The sequence below is a fragment of the Lacticaseibacillus sharpeae JCM 1186 = DSM 20505 genome (genome assembly GCF_001436225.1).
Classification (GTDB): domain Bacteria; phylum Bacillota; class Bacilli; order Lactobacillales; family Lactobacillaceae; genus Lacticaseibacillus; species Lacticaseibacillus sharpeae.
In genome coordinates, this window is record NZ_AYYO01000003.1 from 1 (window position 1) to 16935 (window position 16935).

16 protein-coding genes are annotated in these 16935 nt (G+C 55.5%); all 16 read left to right on the forward strand.

The genetic code is table 11. The annotated features are described in order from the left end of the window. The first annotated feature begins 173 nt into the window (after positions 1 to 173). Complete coding sequence (locus FC18_RS00290; RefSeq protein WP_054676723.1) at positions 174 to 1298, forward strand: PDZ domain-containing protein; 1125 nt, start codon at positions 174 to 176, stop codon at positions 1296 to 1298. Between the two features lie 2 nt (positions 1299 to 1300). After that, a complete protein-coding gene (locus FC18_RS00295; RefSeq protein ID WP_056975266.1) occupies positions 1301 to 1996 on the forward strand; it encodes a response regulator transcription factor in 696 nt (231 codons plus the stop codon). Beyond that, on the forward strand, positions 1989 to 3605 hold the full coding sequence (gene pnpS / locus FC18_RS00300; RefSeq protein WP_054676720.1) for a two-component system histidine kinase PnpS: 1617 nt from the start codon (positions 1989 to 1991) through the stop codon (positions 3603 to 3605). Before FC18_RS00295 ends, pnpS begins: the two co-directional genes overlap by 8 nt. A gap of 213 nt (positions 3606 to 3818) precedes the next feature. Further along, on the forward strand, positions 3819 to 4682 hold the full coding sequence (locus FC18_RS00305) for a phosphate ABC transporter substrate-binding protein PstS family protein (protein ID WP_056975267.1): 864 nt from the start codon (positions 3819 to 3821) through the stop codon (positions 4680 to 4682). A 14-nt stretch (positions 4683 to 4696) separates the two neighbouring features. After that, positions 4697 to 5623, forward strand: a complete 927-nt coding sequence (pstC, locus tag FC18_RS00310; RefSeq protein ID WP_054676718.1) for a phosphate ABC transporter permease subunit PstC — start codon at positions 4697 to 4699, stop codon at positions 5621 to 5623. Beyond that, positions 5623 to 6507, forward strand: a complete 885-nt coding sequence (gene pstA, locus FC18_RS00315) for a phosphate ABC transporter permease PstA (RefSeq protein WP_054676715.1) — start codon at positions 5623 to 5625, stop codon at positions 6505 to 6507. The genes pstC and pstA overlap by 1 nt, the downstream gene beginning before the upstream one ends. A 40-nt stretch (positions 6508 to 6547) precedes the next feature. Continuing rightward, positions 6548 to 7345: a phosphate ABC transporter ATP-binding protein PstB gene (gene pstB, locus FC18_RS00320; protein ID WP_056975268.1), complete on the forward strand. Its 798-nt coding sequence runs from the start codon at positions 6548 to 6550 to the stop codon at positions 7343 to 7345. A 34-nt stretch (positions 7346 to 7379) separates the two neighbouring features. Next, positions 7380 to 8138, forward strand: a complete 759-nt coding sequence (gene pstB / locus FC18_RS00325; protein ID WP_054676710.1) for a phosphate ABC transporter ATP-binding protein PstB — start codon at positions 7380 to 7382, stop codon at positions 8136 to 8138. A gap of 30 nt (positions 8139 to 8168) precedes the next feature. Further along, positions 8169 to 8846 (forward strand): phosphate signaling complex protein PhoU, encoded by a 678-nt coding sequence (gene phoU / locus FC18_RS00330; RefSeq protein ID WP_056975269.1) that lies wholly within the window; start codon positions 8169 to 8171, stop codon positions 8844 to 8846. 162 nt (positions 8847 to 9008) lie between these two features. Continuing rightward, positions 9009 to 10469 carry a daptomycin-sensing surface protein LiaX gene (gene liaX / locus FC18_RS00335; RefSeq protein ID WP_056975270.1) on the forward strand — a complete coding sequence of 487 codons (1461 nt, stop codon included), beginning with the start codon at positions 9009 to 9011 and terminating at the stop codon, positions 10467 to 10469. Positions 10470 to 10493: 24 nt separating this feature from the next. Further along, positions 10494 to 10802: a hypothetical protein gene (locus FC18_RS00340; protein WP_054676703.1), complete on the forward strand. Its 309-nt coding sequence runs from the start codon at positions 10494 to 10496 to the stop codon at positions 10800 to 10802. A gap of 133 nt (positions 10803 to 10935) precedes the next feature. After that, the gene (hprK, locus tag FC18_RS00345) at positions 10936 to 11874 is read left to right on the forward strand and encodes an HPr(Ser) kinase/phosphatase (RefSeq protein ID WP_054676699.1); all 939 of its coding nucleotides are present in this window, start codon (positions 10936 to 10938) and stop codon (positions 11872 to 11874) included. Between the two features lie 78 nt (positions 11875 to 11952). Beyond that, positions 11953 to 12795 carry a prolipoprotein diacylglyceryl transferase gene (gene lgt / locus FC18_RS00350; protein ID WP_054676696.1) on the forward strand — a complete coding sequence of 281 codons (843 nt, stop codon included), beginning with the start codon at positions 11953 to 11955 and terminating at the stop codon, positions 12793 to 12795. 30 nt (positions 12796 to 12825) lie between these two features. Next, entirely contained in the window at positions 12826 to 13845 is a 1020-nt protein-coding gene (locus FC18_RS00355) for an NAD(P)H-dependent glycerol-3-phosphate dehydrogenase (RefSeq protein ID WP_056975271.1), read from the forward strand. Positions 13846 to 14052: 207 nt separating this feature from the next. After that, positions 14053 to 14994: a thioredoxin-disulfide reductase gene (gene trxB, locus FC18_RS00360; protein ID WP_054676692.1), complete on the forward strand. Its 942-nt coding sequence runs from the start codon at positions 14053 to 14055 to the stop codon at positions 14992 to 14994. 177 nt (positions 14995 to 15171) lie between these two features. After that, positions 15172 to 16902 (forward strand): phospho-sugar mutase, encoded by a 1731-nt coding sequence (locus FC18_RS00365; protein ID WP_056975272.1) that lies wholly within the window; start codon positions 15172 to 15174, stop codon positions 16900 to 16902. Positions 16903 to 16935: the final 33 nt, after the last annotated feature.

Below are 16935 nucleotides of genomic sequence, written 5' to 3' on the forward strand. Positions count from 1 at the left end.
GGGCCTACACCTCTGAGTTGGAGAAAAATCTCCAACACCAGAAAGTGTAGACCCATATTTCCTCAAGATCCGTGCCTGCGCATTCCGCAGGTGCGGATTTTGTTTTTCTAGCGGCAAGTCGCGAATCTAGCTGGTATACTTAAGGGGAAAATGTTGCAAATGTTGGAGGACGCATGGTGGATGCAAACTGGTTACTAATCATTATTTTTATCTGCGCGACCGCACTCATGGGTCTCCTGACGGCCATGGTGGCCGGACGGCGGGTGGTGACAGAGCGCCGGCAGTTCCGGATGGCGGTTAAGCCGGACACCACGGAGACGCCGCGGTATTGGCTACTGGGGATTGTCCCCGGAATTATGCTCAGCGGGTTATTGCTACTGACCCACACGTGGCTCACACCGGCTTCAATCGTGGGTCTGGGCATTATCGGGCTCATTCTGGCAATTCTGCCGCAGTACCTGCCCGTCTTGCTGGGCCTGACCGGGCTCATCGTGGCAGTTGTACCTAATGGTGTTTGGCGGTTGCTCCTCCACACCACCCGCGTGCCGCTTATTTCCTGGGCACCAAATTTTGCCATCATCGTCGGCGCACTGACACTGCTGGCAGCGGTCAGTGACATTGTATTGCCGTTCGCCAGCTCACCGCGCCTGTTTAGCCGCCACGGCCGGACGTGGGTGCAGTACGTGGTGCAGCAACGGGTTTGGCTGCCACTCGTGGTGCCAATTCCCTACAACCTGGTCAGCAACATCGCGTGGTGGCCACATATCAGTCTTGGCGGAACCACGATTGCTCTAACCTTGCTGCCAGCCTTTTTGGGCTTGGGTTTTCGGCACCGCCAGCCATCAGCGCAGGTACTTTTGCGCCGGGACGCGTGGACGTCCGGCATCGTGGGCCTGGCGACACTCGTTTTGGGCATTCTGGGCCGTGCGGGGTTGCTCGGTGCGGGGATGGTGCTCCTCATGGTGGCTGAGGTGAGTGTGTTTGGCCTCATTGTGTGCCTCATGGCGCGATATCAGCGACCAGCGATTGCGCCCGCTGCCGGCGGTGTGCGCGTGCTGGCGGTGCAGGCGGGAACCCCCGCGGCCAAGATGCAATTGCGTCCGGGGGATACGATTTTGCAGTGCAACGGACGGGATGTGCCCAGCAGCAGCGACCTTTATGCCGCGACGCAGAACCTGGGAACCTTCTGCCACTTACGCGTACGCGGATTTGACGGTCAGATTCGCTTAACCGAAACGGCAATTTTCCAGGGTGCACCACACATGCTCGGCATCATCACATTTCCGGAGGAGGATTAACGGTGGACAAAATTCTTGTTGTTGACGATGAACCCGCGATTGTCACCTTGCTTCAGTACAACTTGGAACAAGCTAAGTACAGTGTGACCACAGCCAGTGACGGGTTGGAAGCGGTGAATAAGGCCATTGCGACGGACTTCCAGTGCATCTTGCTCGACCTGATGCTCCCCAAACTGGACGGTTATGGGGTGACGCGGCGGCTGCGTGAGGCCGGGGTCCACACGCCCATCATCATGCTCACGGCCAAGGACGAAGAAATGGACAAGATTATCGGCCTTGAACTGGGCGCCGACGATTACGTCACCAAGCCGTTTTCGCCGCGGGAAGTGATTGCACGCATCAAGGCCATTAGTCGGCGGGTAGCTGAGAAACCGCGCACGGGCGCCACTAATTTGCGGGTGGGTGGCCTGGCCATCGATACCGTGGCCCACAAGGCGGAGGTTGATGGCCGCAAGCTGGACCTCACGCCGACCGAGTTCCGGTTACTGGCGTGTTTTGCCCGCAACGTCGGGCAGACACTCAGCCGCGATCAACTGTTAGAAAAAGTGTGGGGCGCCGAGTTTACCGGCAACACGCGGATGGTCGACATTCAGATTAGCCACCTGCGTGACAAGCTGGAACCCGACACGAAGAACCCGCGCTACCTGCGGACGATTCGCGGTTTTGGCTACCAGCTGGAGGAACCAACGGATGCTTAAACACGAACGGCGAAGATTAATCCTGTTAAGTCTGCTAGCGATAGTGGGCTTTTTTGCCCTCGGCTTCGGGGCAAACGAGGCGGTACACCAGCATCAGCGGGAGGCGTTGAAATCAATTGCCACGGTGATTACCAAGGACACCGTGCCCACGAAGGGTGACCTGCACATTGTGGATTTGGCCGGCAACTCGTTGCGGGCACGCGATTTGCGCAGCCACACCGTGAGCGGCCACGCCCCGCGGGCCAACTCGTTTGATCTCATCCACCCCCATGGCAAGGCAGAGCTGGTTTACCGCGCAGAAGTTGATGGTGAACTGGTTGCGATTACCCAGCCGCGGCAGAGCCTGATGACGGTTGCGCCCAAGCTGGTAGTGAGCGCCGCGCTGCTCTACTGGTTGTTGATCATCATGCTGCTGGGCCTGCGGGTGCATGCGGACCGCAAATTGCGTCAGGAATTATTGTCCCTGCAAACGGCGCTGCACGCCATGCGCGTGGGTCAGGTGGCCCAGCCGGTTCTCGTGACGCAACATTCGCGGATTTTCGGTCTCGTGCGGGAGACCCAGCAGTTGAACGAGGCGCTGGCGTCAATGCGTCGGCACATGCGAGTCCGCAGCGCGCGGTTTGCCCGCCTGCTGGATTATTTGCCCCAAGGGGTGATGCTGATTGATGCGGACCGTAACGTGGTGCTGGCAAACCCGGCATGCGGGGATTTGCTCGGCATTGTGATTGGTGAATCCGAGCACCCGTACGTGGATGACGTCAAGGAATACGAGTTGGTGCACAGCATTGAAGCGGTCCTGGCTAGCGGCGTGAGCGAGCACCGGGAGCTGACGTTAGACGCCACAGGGAAGACCGTTGACGCGTCGATTGTGGCAATCCGTGATGACAACCAGGTGGCTCAAGTGCTGGTGATTCTCTATGACTTAACGGAGATTCACCACGTGGAGAAGATGCAGGCTGATTTCGTTGCCAACGTCAGCCACGAGCTCAAGACTCCCGTAACGGCCATCAGTGGTTTCGCGGAAACGCTGCTGGGTGGGGCGAAGGATGATCCCGCTGCGTTGACGCAGTTCCTGGAGATTATTCAAAAAGAAGCGCGGCGCCTCACCACCTTGATTAACGATATCTTGACCCTGCAACGCAATCCCGCAACGGAAGAGCGGAAAACGGTGAATGTGGCCGAGATTGTGCAAACCACCGTCAACAACTTGCAGAAGGTGGCGGACAAAAAGCACGTCAAAATCGACGTCACCATGCCCACTGAACTATTAGTCACCAGTTCGCCGGGCCGTATCACCCAGATTGTGCGTAACCTGATTGATAATGCGGTTTTCTATAATCGGGAGCACGGGGTGGTCAAAGTGGTGGTGCAGCCGGAAACAGCTGGTTTTCGGTTTAGTGTTGCGGACACCGGGATTGGGATTCCTGAAGCTGACCAGCAGCGCGTCTTTGAGCGGTTTTACCGGGTCGATAAAGCCCGTAGTCGCAACAATGGGGGCACGGGCCTGGGCCTAGCCATTACTGCTGAAGCCGTCCGGGCACTGGGCGGTAGTATCAGTTTGCACAGCGAGCTGAATGTCGGCACCACCTTCACGGTTGTTGTGCCCTAAAGAATAGGATTTGGTCGCCGGTAAGTTAGCGTTAAATGACGCTGCTTACCGGCTTTTTTGGTCTAAAACTACCCGCTTTCATCAATGAAACAAGCACGGTAAAGCGTGATAATTAACGCATTTGGCCCGTCTTTTACTGAACCTTTACATTGCTTCCAAATGACCGTTACATAAACTTGTTATTATCATAATAATGAATTGGAGGTGGACCGTATGCGGACGCGCAACATAGTGATTGGCTTGTTCACATTGATGGTGTTGACTCTTGGTCTGACTGGTTGCAAAACGGATCAGGGCGAGTCAATTACGGTAGTTGGTAGTTCGGCCCTGCAGCCGCTCGTGGAAGCGGCCAGCGAGGAATACACCAGTAGTCGGCCCGGAGTTTTCATTAACGTTCAGGGCGGGGGTTCCGGTACGGGCCTGTCCCAGATTCAAGAGGGCGCCGTGGCCATCGGGAATTCTGATGTATTCGCGAGCGAAAAAACCGGCATTAATGCCAGCAAGCTTGTGGATCACAAGGTTGCGGTGGTGGGGATTACCCCGATTGTGAACCGCGGCATTAAGGTGCAGAACCTGACGATGAAGCAGCTGCGCGGGATTTTCACCGGGACCATCACCAACTGGAAGCAGGTGGGCGGTCAGAACCAGAAGATTGTGCTCGTGAACCGGGCGCAGGGTTCCGGGACCCGCGCCACCTTCGAGAAGTGGGTGATGGCGGGGCAACCCGCGCTCGCGGCGCAGGAACAGGATTCCACGGGGATGGTCCGCCAGATTGTGGCCAGTACCCCGGGGGCGATTTCGTACGTCGCGTTTTCTTACGCCGACAAGACCGTGAAGACGATGAACGTGGATGGTGTGCAGCCAACCGCCAAGAACGTCACGACTGGTAAGTGGCAAATCTGGGCGTACGAGCACATGTACACGCAAAAAAAGCGTGACGCGTTAACGAAAAAGTTCCTCAAGTACATGTTAAGTGACCATATTCAGCAGAAACTGGTGACGGGGATGGGTTACATTCCGGTAGCCGATATGCTGATTGAACGGGACGCAGACGGCCACGTAACCAACCTGAAGTAGTGGAGGTGACAAAGATGCAAAATGATGAAATTCGGCAGGCTCTGCAAAAAAAGTCGCGGGCCGCACGCACCGAAACAATGGGCAAACTGATTAGCCTGAGCTGCATCACGCTGATTGTGGTGGTTGTGGCCGCCATCTTCTGGTTTGTGGCTAGTCGCGGGATTGCCACCTTCACCAAGGACGGGGTCAATCTGTGGAGCTTCCTGAGTAAAACAGCGTGGGCGCCTGGAACAACGGATGCTTCCGGGGTGCCGAAGACCGGGGCGTTGCCGATGATTGTCGGCAGTTTTGGCGTAACCTTCCTGTCCGCGTTGATTGCGACCCCATTTGCCATCGGGGCGGCCTTGTTCATGACCGAGATTGCCCCCAAGTGGGGCGGGAAGATTCTCCAGCCGGTGATTGACTTGCTGGTCGGCATTCCGTCAGTTGTGTACGGGTTCATCGGTCTGACCGTGGTCGTACCCTTCATTCGCCACGTTTTCGGCGGCACTGGGTTTGGGATTCTGGCGGGGATGTTCGTCCTGTTCGTCATGATTCTGCCCACCGTCACCTCAATGACGATTGAAGCGATTAAGGCCGTGCCGCGGCGCTACCGGGAAGCGTCCCTGGCACTCGGGGCGACCCGTTGGCAGACGATTTACAAGGTCATCTTGCGTGCAGCCATGCCCGGCATCTTGACCGGGATTGTCTTCGGGATGGCCCGCGCGTTCGGTGAAGCGCTAGCCGTGCAGATGGTAATCGGGAACGCCGCGCTGATGCCGACGAACCTGATTAGTCCCGCAAGCACGTTGACTTCAGTTCTGACCAGCGGGATTGGGAACACGGTCATGGGTAGTTTGGAAAACAACGCGTTGTGGTCATTAGCCTTGCTCTTGCTGCTGATGTCCCTGGCGTTCAACTTGGTCGTGCGCTGGATTGGTAAACGAGGGGAGATGAAGTAATGGGTGCAAAACGTGCAGACAAAATTGCAACGGCCGTCATTGACGCTCTAGCCGGGGTCATCGTGCTCATTCTCGCGAGCTTGCTCGGTTACATCCTCTTCCGCGGAGTACCACAGATTTCCTGGCACTTCCTGACTAGCCCGGCTAAGGCCTTCGAAGCTGGGGGCGGGATTGCCTACCAGCTGTTTAACTCGTTTTACCTGCTCATTTTGTCCATGCTGATTTCCGTGCCGCTGGCCATGGGCGCCGGGATTTACCTGGCGGAATACGCCCGCAAGAACTGGGTGACCGACGTGGTGCGGACTTCGATCGAAATCCTGAGCAGCTTGCCGTCCGTGGTGGTTGGGTTGTTCGGCTTCCTGATTTTCGTGTTGCAGTGGAAGATGGGCTTCTCCATTTTGAGTGGGGCGCTTGCTTTGACTGTCTTCAACTTGCCACTGTTGACCCGGAACGTTGAAGACGCACTGCGCCAGGTGAACTTCGCCCAGCGTGAAGCCGGTCTGGCTCTCGGGCTGTCGCGGTGGGAAACCGTCACGCACGTGGTGATTCCCGAAGCACTACCCGGCATTGTGTCCGGGATGGTGCTCGGCGCCGGGCGCGTGTTCGGTGAAGCCGCCGCGCTCATCTACACGGCGGGCCAGAGTGCCCCTGCGCTGGACTTCACCAACTGGAACCCGCTCTCTATTTCCAGTCCGCTGTCTCCGTTTCGGCCGGCCGAAACCCTGGCGGTGCACATTTGGAAGATCAACTCAGAAGGGATTCAGCCCGATGCCGCTGCGGTGTCAGCTGGCGCCAGTGCGGTTCTGATTATCGTGGTCCTGCTGTTCAACTTCGGGGCCCGCTACATTGGTAAATTACTGCACAAGAAGATGACTGCAGCTTAGTAGTGTGCCGGAATTGCCGGTGTGCCCGGAGGAATTATTGATGACTAACCAAGAAACTTTTATTCGTGAATTACCGCAAGATGCCGAACTGGCCTTAAGCACCGAAGACTTGCGCGTGTTCTACGGGACCAAAGAGGCGGTGCACGGCGTGAGCTTGCCCTTTGAACGCTACAAGATTACCGCACTGATTGGCCCCAGTGGTTCGGGGAAGTCGACCTTTTTGCGGTCCCTGAACCGGATGAACGACACCGTTGATGGGAGTCGGGTGACGGGTAAGATTATGTACCGCGACTTAGATATCAACGCGAAGGGCATCGACGTGTACGAGATGCGCAAACACATCGGGATGGTGTTCCAGCGGCCCAACCCGTTCGCCAAATCGATTTATGATAACATCACCTTTGCCCTCAAGCGCTTTGGCGAGAAGGACAAGCAGGTGCTGGACGAAGCCGTTGAGACCAGTCTAAAGCAGGCGGCCTTGTGGGATGAAGTCAAGGATAAGCTGCACCAAAGCGCCCAGGCACTGTCCGGGGGCCAGCAGCAGCGCCTGTGCATTGCCCGCGCGATTGCCATGCAACCGGACGTTTTACTCATGGATGAACCTGCCAGCGCGCTGGATCCGATTTCTACCGCCGCGGTTGAAGACACCATGATGCAGCTGCGGGACAAATACACGATTATTATCGTAACCCACAACATGCAGCAGGCCGCGCGGATTAGTGACTACACCGCCTTTTTCTACAATGGCGACTGCGTGGAATACGACGAAACACGGCGAATCTTCACCCGGCCAAAGATTCAGGCTACGGATGATTACGTTGCTGGTCATTTCGGCTAAGTACCGGGTATAATTAACGATGGAGGACAGCAAGATGGCTGAACCAATTATTACCGCCAAGGATGTACGACTGCACTACGGCGAATTTGAAGCACTACACGGCATTAACCTTGAATTCAACCGCGGTGAAATCACGGCGATGATTGGCCCCAGTGGCTGCGGTAAGTCGACCTTCCTGCGTTGTTTGAACCGCATGAACGACCTGATTGATACGGCCAAGGTCACTGGCGATATTCGGCTGGACGGCCAGGACATCTACGCCGGAGATACGGACGTCGTGCAATTGCGCAAGCGCGTGGGCATGGTGTTCCAGCAGCCAGTCCCATTTCCGTTTAGCATTTACGAGAATGTCATCTACGGGCTGCGGCTGGCCGGCGTGAAGGACCGCGCCGTGCTCGATGCGGCGGTGGAAAAATCACTGCGGCAGGCGGCCTTGTGGGATGAGGTTAAGGACAAGCTGCATGATTCAGCGCTCGGTTTATCCGGGGGCCAGCAGCAGCGTGTCGCCATTGCGCGGGTACTGGCGGTTGAACCCGAAGTGATTTTGATGGACGAACCGACCAGTGCACTCGACCCCATTTCCTCGACCCAGATTGAGAATATGCTGCTTGAATTACGGGAGCAGTACACGATTATTATTGTGACCCACAACATGCACCAGGCTTCACGAATTTCCGACCGGACCGCATTTTTCCTGCAGGGGAACTTGATTGAATACGCCCCAACCAAGAAGATTTTCATGAATCCAGACAAAAAAGAAACTGAAGATTATATCAGTGGCCGTTTCGGATAGTCGCGGCCCGCGGATAGGAGGACCCCCACAATGCGTCAAGAATTCAGTCAGGAACTCGAAAACCTGCACGTTGATTTCTCCGAGCTCGGAATGATGGTGAACGCCGCCGTGTACAAGTCGGCCAAGGCGTTCATCAACCACGATAAGGAATTAGCCCGGCAAGTAATTGATCACGATCACCTGATTAACGAACGGCAGATGAGCCTTGAAAAACGCTGCTTTGAGCTCATTGCCCTGCAGCAGCCCGTGACGTCTGACTTACGGCTGGTGGTGACGGCGATGAAGGCAAGCTCAGATTTGGAACGCATGGGGGACCATGCCGTTTCGATTGCTAAGTCCACCATTCGGGTTAAGGGCAACACGCGTGTGCCTAGTATTGAGGCGCACCTGCACAAGATGTCGGATGCGGTCAAGAAGATGTCCGATGAGGTGCTCGACGCGTATGTCCACGACGACGAATCGCGGGCCCGGGCGATTGCCACCGAGGATCACGGGATTAATGATTACTCACGCCAAATCTACACTGAGTGCATTCAGAACATGAAGGAAGACAAGGACACGATTGTTGGGGGCATGGACTACATGCTGGTGGCCTCGTATTTGGAACGCATCGGGGATTACGTGACGAATATCTGTGAATGGATTGTATACCTGAAGACGGGCAAACTGGTTGAACTGAACTCCAGTACCGACGAAGATAAGTTTTAAACTGGTGGCGGCTGCATTTGGTGCAGCTGCCATTTGTGCATGCACGGTAGTTTCTCGGACCAGCTGCCGACAAAAATATCAACCTTTGGCCCTATGTTTTTTTCACGCGGGACTTGCATAATAGACTTATCGAATGAACCAGCAAAATGGAGGGTCATATCAATGAACGAACGTGAACGGATTTTAGACTTAGTAAAAAAAGGCATTTTATCTAGTGAAGAGGGTCTGGTTTTGCTTGAAAACCTGGCCAAACAGGGCAAGGAACCAGCGGGCACGCCAGCTGAACCTGAAGCACCGGTGAAGCAGCCAGAAGAAGCCGCGCAGCCTGAAGCACATGACAGCGCCCTGGACGAACTCGAAAGCAAGCGGGCCGCAGCCAAGACCAAGCTCGACACCACTACGGACGAGTTGGCAAACCTGCGTCGCCAGATTGCCGCAAACGACGAACAGATTATCGTTTACGACACGATGGAAGACCTCGACACGCTGACGCCGGACAAGGCGGAAGCACGCCTCAGTCTCAAGGGCCAGAACAAGGAATTGACGGCCAAGGCCACCGCGCTTGAAGAAGAGCGGGTTAACGCCAAGCAGGAACTCAGCGATCTTGAACGCGACCTGCGCAAGCACCAGGTGCACGCCAGCTTCGACAAGGTGCTGCCTGATGACTGGCAGGAACAGGTCAAGAGCGCAACTGCCGATCTCGGCAAGACCGTTTCCGACGCCACCAGTCAGATTGGTTCCATCGTCAAGAAGACGGCTAAGTCCGTGATTGACAACGTGGACTGGAAGGACGTTACGGTGCGGGTGCCAGGGATTGTCACCCAGCGCTTCACCCACACCTTCAACTTCGAAAAGAACGCCGCAACGGTGGTCGACGTGAACGTGGCCAACGGGGACGTGCACTTCAACACGTGGGACAAGGATGACATCCAGGTGATTGCGAATGTCCGCCTGTTCGGTAAGGTTGAAGGCGACCCCTTCACCGCTTTCAGTGAGCGGAGCCGGATTGAAGCTGATGACGACAGCTTTATCTTCCAGGTACCTAACAAGCGGATTGAAGCTAACTTGACCATCAGCTTGCCGCGCCGTGAGTTTGACCACCTGGCAGCCCGCACCCTGAACGGTAACATTAACTTCGAGGACATTCACGGGAAGGACTTCTTCGTGAAGACCACCAACGGGGATCTGCGCTTCCGCAACACCCACGCGGTCATGCTCGAAGCCGAGAACGTGAATGGGAGCGTCAAGGCGGTGGACAGTGCCTTGAAGACCGCCGTGCTCTCCACGGTTAATGGCGACACCCGGTTTGCCGGTCAGTCGAACAGTTTGAAGCTGACAACGGTGAATGGGGATGCTAAAGTAACCATTAGCAAGCCACTTGCGAGTGTGGCTGCCACCAGTGTTAATGGCGACGTCAAATTGGCGCTGCCGCTCGAACAAGGCATTTCCGGCCACGCCAAGACCCGCTTCGGGAGTATCCGCTCCCGGATGCAGGACGTGAAGACGCCCAACAAGTTGATGCACACGCTCGACTTTGACCGTCCCGGCGCAACGCTCGCCACGGTTAACATCAGCACGGTGACGGGGGATATCCTGCTCAAGGATACCGACCTGAATAAGTAAGTAAGATAGTTAGGAGACGACAATTTGCCACTATTAGTTATCCCACTCCTCATCCTTGGGGTATTAATCGTTCTGGGCCTCGCATTCGCGCTCGTCGCGGTGCTGGTCAAGATGCTTTTCGTCCCCGCATTGATTCTGATTGCAGTGCTCTTCTGGCTGCGGCGCGACCGGCAACCACGTAAGCGCACGCGCAACCCGTACAGAGCCAGCCAGTTCCACAACACGCACCCGCAGCAACATACGCAGCGGCGTGAACTGCATAACGTGCAGGAAAAGGACGTGAAGAAGCCGCACCACCAGTCAAACCATCCTGACAGTTGGGATGATTTCTAAGTGCGGCCAAGCAGGACTTACGGGTCCTGCTTTTTTTATGCCCGCGGCGAATTGCGAAATACGGAATTATGGCCCAGGGACACGTGGGTATGGTAAAATTAGGGTTAAAGTTAAAAAGGGTAGGTGAATCATTATGGCTGACTATGTTACGGTCGAGACGTTGGTTAAATCCGCGAACCTCACCGTGGTTAGTGGCTCCGAGCATTTGCAGGACCGCAAGATTGTTGTCAGTGATATTTCGCGTCCAGGTTTGGAATTAACCGGGTACTTCAATTATTACCCCCACGAACGGATTCAGTTGTTCGGCCGGACCGAAATTTCGTATACGCGCAACATGACGCAGGAGGAACGGACTGACGTGCTGAAGCGCATGTGCGCGCGCGACACGCCGGCGTTTGTTGTGTCCCGTGGCCTGACCCCGCCAGCAGAAATGCTGAGTGCGGCCGCTGCGGCCCAGATTCCAGTGCTGAGCTCCAACTTGCCAACCACGCGGCTGTCCTCGCTCATCACCGATTTCCTCGACGGGGAACTGGCTGAACGTCAGAGTCTGCACGGGGTGCTGGTCGAAATCTTCGGGCTCGGGGTGCTGATTACCGGGGATTCCGGGATTGGTAAGTCTGAAACCGCGCTGGAACTCATTCAGCGGGGCCACCGGCTCATTGCTGATGATCGGGTCGATGTTTACCAGCAAGACGAGCGCACGCTGATTGGGGAAGCCCCAGCCATTTTGTCCCACCTACTTGAAGTCCGCGGAATTGGGATTATCGACGTCATGGACCTGTTCGGGGCCGGCGCCGTGCGCACCAACTCCCAGATTAATTTGATTGTCCACCTTGCTAACTGGACGCCGGACAAGAACTTTGACCGCCTGGGTAGCGGGGTTCAGAGTCAGTCCATCTTTGACGTGGAAGTGCCGAAGATTACCGTTCCCGTTCGTGTTGGGCGGAACATTGCCATTATTATCGAGGTTGCGGCGATGAACTTCCGCGCCAAGACCATGGGCTATGACGCCACCAAGAAGTTCGAGGCCAACCTCAATAAGCTAATCGCGCAGAACGAATCTGCGGATTAAGCGGGGGGTTAAGCACCAATAATATCCAAGCCACGGTGGTACCACATGCTGCTTTGACTTTGGCTGAAGGAGAAATACATGCTATCTGCTGCACTAAACCCGATTGCCGTTAACCTGGGGCCGCTTGAGGTTCACTGGTACGGGGTAATCATCGCTAGTGGTGTGATTCTCGCCGTGATTTTAGCAATTCGCGAGGCCAAGCGGCGTAATGTCGCGGAAGATCACATTTTAAACTTGGTGCTGTACTCGCTGCCGTTTGCCCTCATCGGGGCGCGGGCCTACTACGTGTTCTTCGAGTGGTCGTACTACTCGAAGCATCCAAGCGAAATCATTGCCATTTGGAATGGGGGCATTGCCATCTACGGGGCGCTCATCGCCGCGGCAATTGTCTTCATCGTGTACTGCCGGGTGAAGGATCTGTCCATCTGGCTGGTCCTGGACATCGCGGCGCCAACCGTCATGATTGCCCAAGCGATTGGCCGCTGGGGTAACTTCATGAACCAGGAAGCGTTCGGACAGATTACCTCGCTGCACTTCCTGCACGAGTTGCATTTACCTGAATGGATAATCCAACAAATGTTAATCGGTGGCCATTACCGCATGCCAACTTTCTTATTTGAGTCGACATGGAACGTAATTGGGTTTATCCTCATAATGTCGATTCGTCACCACCGGGGATGGTTCAAGCAGGGTGAAATTTTCCTGAGTTACGCAATGTGGTACAGTTTCGGGCGCTTCTTCGTTGAAGGGATGCGCACCGACAGCCTGTACCTGATGCCGGGACTCCGGGTTTCACAACTGGTTTCAATCGTCCTGTTCGTTGGGGCAATCATCATTTGGCTTTACCGGCGCCACCGGGCAGACACGCCCGATTATCTCGCCGGTAATCTCAATGCTGCAATCAATAATCACGCGGTCTAAGCCGCATTCACAATTTAAGGAGTGAACATTTTGTCTGAAAAAATTGCTGTTCTAGGTGCTGGGTCATGGGGCACTGTTCTTGCTAACTTACTCACGGATAACGGCCATGACGTTACCGTGTGGGCATACCTCGACAAGGATGCACACGAACTGAACGACCAGCACACGAATGAGCACTACCTGCCAGGCTTCAAGCTCAACGAACGGCTCAAGGCAACCTCAAACCTCAAGGACGCTACTGATGGTGCCAACCTGATCCTCTTCGTTGTGCCAACCAACGTTGTCCGTGGCGTTGCGGAACAGCTGCTGCCACTGCTTAAGGAATCCGGCAACAAGCCCGTTCTGGTATCCGCCGCTAAGGGTCTGGAAGTGGGCACGTACGACCGCATCTCCGAGATTCTGGCCTCAGTCATTCCGGCCGAGAACCACTCCGGGATTGTTGTTATTTCTGGTCCTAGCCACGCTGAAGACACTTCAACCAAGGACATCACCACTTTGACCGCAGCGTCCACCAACCTGGAAGCAGCTCAGTACGTCCAGAAGGTCTTCATGAACAGTTACTTCCGGCTCTACACCAACCAGGACGTGGTTGGTGTCGAAATGGGTGCCGCACTCAAGAACGTGATTGCTATCGGTGCCGGCGCGCTCCACGGTTTGGGCTACGGCGACAACACGAAGGCCGCCCTCATCACCCGCGGACTTGCTGAAATCACCCGCCTTGGGGTAACGATGGGTGCTGACCCACTGACCTTCTCCGGGTTGTCCGGGGTTGGTGACTTGATTGTGACCGCGACGAGTGTCCACTCCCGTAACTGGCGCTGTGGTAACGCATTGGGCCATGGTGAAGCACTGCAGGACATTCTGGACAACATGGGCCAGGTTGTCGAAGGGGTTTCCACGGCCAAGGTGGCACACGAACTCGCCCAGAAGAAGGGTGTCGAGATGCCAATCACCGACGCAATCTACGGTGTTCTGTACGAAAACAAGCCAATTCGTGAAACCATTGTTTCCCTGATGGAACGCGATTCCAAGCCTGAATTCGACTACTAAACTTGCAGCTTAGAAGCGATAGTAACCGCCATTTTGATTTGGGCGGTTATTATCGCTTTTTGCGTGGCGGGGACAACTGGGGCGCGTCGTCCGGGCGCTTTTGGGATTTGTTTCCCGCCGTGGCTTTACTTTTGGTAGAATGATGGTATACTCATTTTAACGACAAGCTTACAATTAGTAAGCGAACATGAATTGGAGATGTGTTCCATGACGAAAAAAGTAGATGTAGTCGTAATTGGTGCCGGCCCAGGTGGGATGACCGCGGCGCTTTACGCCTCCCGGGCAAACCTGTCCGTTGTGATGATTGACCGCGGGATTTACGGTGGCCAGATGAACAACACGGCAACAATTGAAAACTATCCCGGATACTCCTCAATTCTTGGCCCAGATTTGGGTGAAAAAATGTACGCGGGCGCGACCCAGTTCGGTGCCGAGTACGAATACGGTAACGTGACTGGCATCGAGGACCTGGGTGCAACGAAGATTGTGCACACCGATGACGGTGACTACGAAACCAAGGCGGTCATTTTGGCCACCGGGGCGGAACACCGTAAAGTGGGGATTCCTGGGGAGGAAGAATACGCTGGCCGCGGTGTGTCATACTGTGCCGTATGTGATGGCGCGTTCTTCAAGGACCGGGACCTCGTTGTGATTGGTGGGGGTGACTCCGCGATTGAGGAAGGCTTGTACCTGACCCAACTCGCTAAGTCCGTCACCGTTATCCACCGGCGTGATCAGCTCCGGGCGCAGAAGATTATTCAGAAGCGTGCTTTTGCGAACGACAAGATGCACTTCATCTGGAATGGACTCGTGCAGTCCGTTGAGGGTGACGGCAAGGAAGTCACTGGTGTCACCTACAAGGACAAGTTCAGTGGCGAAGAGACCACGATTCCCGCTGCCGGTGTGTTCATCTACGTTGGGATCAAGCCAATGACCGACGCATTTGCCGGTCTCGGTGTCCTCGACGAGCATGGTTGGGTAATCACGAACGACAAGATGGAGACCAGCGTTCCCGGCATTTTCGCCATTGGGGACGTGCGTCAGACCTCATTGCGGCAGATCACCACGGCCGTTGGGGATGGCGGACTTGCTGGCCAGGGTGTTTTCAATTACATCCAGAGCTTGGGCGACGAAGCAATTGAGGCTTAGACCGCAACTTAACCACAATAATAAATAGGCAGTATGATTTGTATTTTCACAAATCAAATTGCCGTTTTCAGAAACATTTCGCCGATTTAGGCGGGATGTTTTTATTTTGCCATTTTGCCGTGCAATGATTACGGGTATACTTACAAAGTAGAAATCAATGAAATGGGAGTGGCAGATATGGGTTACGACGATACGTATGCAGTTTGGGCAAAGCAAACCAACTTGCCGGAAGAATTGGCAAAGGATCTTGCCGCACAGAAGGATGACGCGGAAGCACGCGAGGATGCCTTTGCTGTGCCAATGTCATTCGGGACGGCGGGCATGCGCGGGGTGTATGGAGCCGGCATCAACCGGATGAACATCTACACCGTGGCGCAGGCAACAGCTGGATTGGCGCGGTACATGAACGAATTGGGGGCAGCAACCTGTGCGCGTGGGGTCGCCATTAGCTTCGACTCCCGCCACAATTCTGAACTGTTCGCCCATGTGAGTGCGCACGTTTTGGGTGCTGCCGGCATCAAGAGCTACGTGTTCGACGCATTGCGGCCAACGCCAGAGCTGTCCTTTGCTGTTCGGGAACTGCACGCTTTTGCCGGGATTATGATCACCGCCAGCCACAACCCTAAGCAGTACAACGGCTACAAGCTGTACGGTGAAGATGGCGGCCAGCTGCCACCAGAAGCATCCGACAAGATTACCGAATACGTGCGTGCCGTCACCGACATCTTCAACATTGCGCAGGCGGATGAAACCGAACTGCGCGCAAGTGGGCTGATGCAGCTGATTGGTGAAGACATCGATGCGGCCTACCTGGACGCAGTCGCAACCGTCACGGTGAACCCAGAACTGGTGCGGCGTGTAGGTAAAACCATGAAGCTGGTTTACTCGCCACTGCACGGGACGGGGAAGGTGCCCGTCATGCGCGCATTGCAGCACGCCGGTTTCGCCAACTTCGCCATGGTGCGCCAGCAGGCTATCTACGACCCAGAATTTAGTACGGTGACCCACCCGAACCCTGAATTCAAGGAAGCCTTCGACCTGGCGATTAAATTGGGCCGCGAGCAGGACGCTGACTTGCTCATTGCCACTGATCCCGACGCCGACCGTCTGGGTGCGGCTGTACGCAAAGATGGCGAATATCATTTGCTCACCGGGAACCAGATTGCTAGCTTGCTGCTGCACTACATTTTGGAAGCCAACAAGCAGGCGGGCACACTGCCAGCCAACGCGGCGGTCGTGAAGAGTTTCGTTTCCACCGAACTAGCCGACGCCATCTGCAAGGATTACGGCGTGGCAATGATTAACGTCGAAACGGGCTTCAAGTTCATTGGCGACCAGATTGCCCACTACGAAACCACCGGCGACCACACCTTCATGTTCGGATTCGAGGAAAGTTACGGCTACCTCATCAAGCCGTTTGTCCGCGATAAGGATGCGGTCCAGTCCACATTGCTGCTGGCCGAAGTTGCGGCTTACTACCAGGAACGCGGCATGACCCTCGCCGACGCCATTGACGCCCTGTACCAGCGCTACGGTTACTACGCGGAACAGACGACCTCGCTCGAATTCGCCGGGGTGACCGGGCCCAAGAAGATGGCGGCACTCATGGTGGCCTTCCGCGAAGAGGCGCCAACCGAATTTGCCGGCGTTAAGATTGCCCGGGTTGAAGATTACCTGACCCAGCAGGCCCAGCTGGAGGACGGTACCACTACCGCCATCACCCTCCCGAAGGCTAACGTGCTCAAGTACTACATGGAAGATGGTACCTGGATTGCCATCCGTCCAAGTGGCACCGAGCCCAAGGTGAAGTTCTACATCGGCGTGCAGGGCAAGAGTGACGCTGACGCCCAGGCTAAGTTGCACCAGTACGCAACGGCGCTGAACACCTTTGCCGAATCTGCAGAATAGTTGAAAAAATGATACACGGTTTGCGTGAATTTG

Excerpts from the sequence above, each read along its gene's own strand:
- pnpS (WP_054676720.1), top strand. The coding sequence starts at position 1,989 with ATGCTTAAACACGAACGGCGAAGATTAATCCTGTTAAGTCTGCTAGCG.
- liaX (WP_056975270.1), top strand. The coding sequence starts at position 9,009 with ATGAACGAACGTGAACGGATTTTAGACTTAGTAAAAAAAGGCATTTTA.
- FC18_RS00290 (WP_054676723.1), top strand. The coding sequence starts at position 174 with ATGGTGGATGCAAACTGGTTACTAATCATTATTTTTATCTGCGCGACC.
- hprK (WP_054676699.1), top strand. The coding sequence starts at position 10,936 with ATGGCTGACTATGTTACGGTCGAGACGTTGGTTAAATCCGCGAACCTC.
- FC18_RS00305 (WP_056975267.1), top strand. The coding sequence starts at position 3,819 with ATGCGGACGCGCAACATAGTGATTGGCTTGTTCACATTGATGGTGTTG.
- pstA (WP_054676715.1), top strand. The coding sequence starts at position 5,623 with ATGGGTGCAAAACGTGCAGACAAAATTGCAACGGCCGTCATTGACGCT.
- FC18_RS00365 (WP_056975272.1), top strand. The coding sequence starts at position 15,172 with ATGGGTTACGACGATACGTATGCAGTTTGGGCAAAGCAAACCAACTTG.
- trxB (WP_054676692.1), top strand. The coding sequence starts at position 14,053 with ATGACGAAAAAAGTAGATGTAGTCGTAATTGGTGCCGGCCCAGGTGGG.
- lgt (WP_054676696.1), top strand. The coding sequence starts at position 11,953 with ATGCTATCTGCTGCACTAAACCCGATTGCCGTTAACCTGGGGCCGCTT.
- phoU (WP_056975269.1), top strand. The coding sequence starts at position 8,169 with ATGCGTCAAGAATTCAGTCAGGAACTCGAAAACCTGCACGTTGATTTC.
- pstB (WP_054676710.1), top strand. The coding sequence starts at position 7,380 with ATGGCTGAACCAATTATTACCGCCAAGGATGTACGACTGCACTACGGC.
- pstC (WP_054676718.1), top strand. The coding sequence starts at position 4,697 with ATGCAAAATGATGAAATTCGGCAGGCTCTGCAAAAAAAGTCGCGGGCC.
- pstB (WP_056975268.1), top strand. The coding sequence starts at position 6,548 with ATGACTAACCAAGAAACTTTTATTCGTGAATTACCGCAAGATGCCGAA.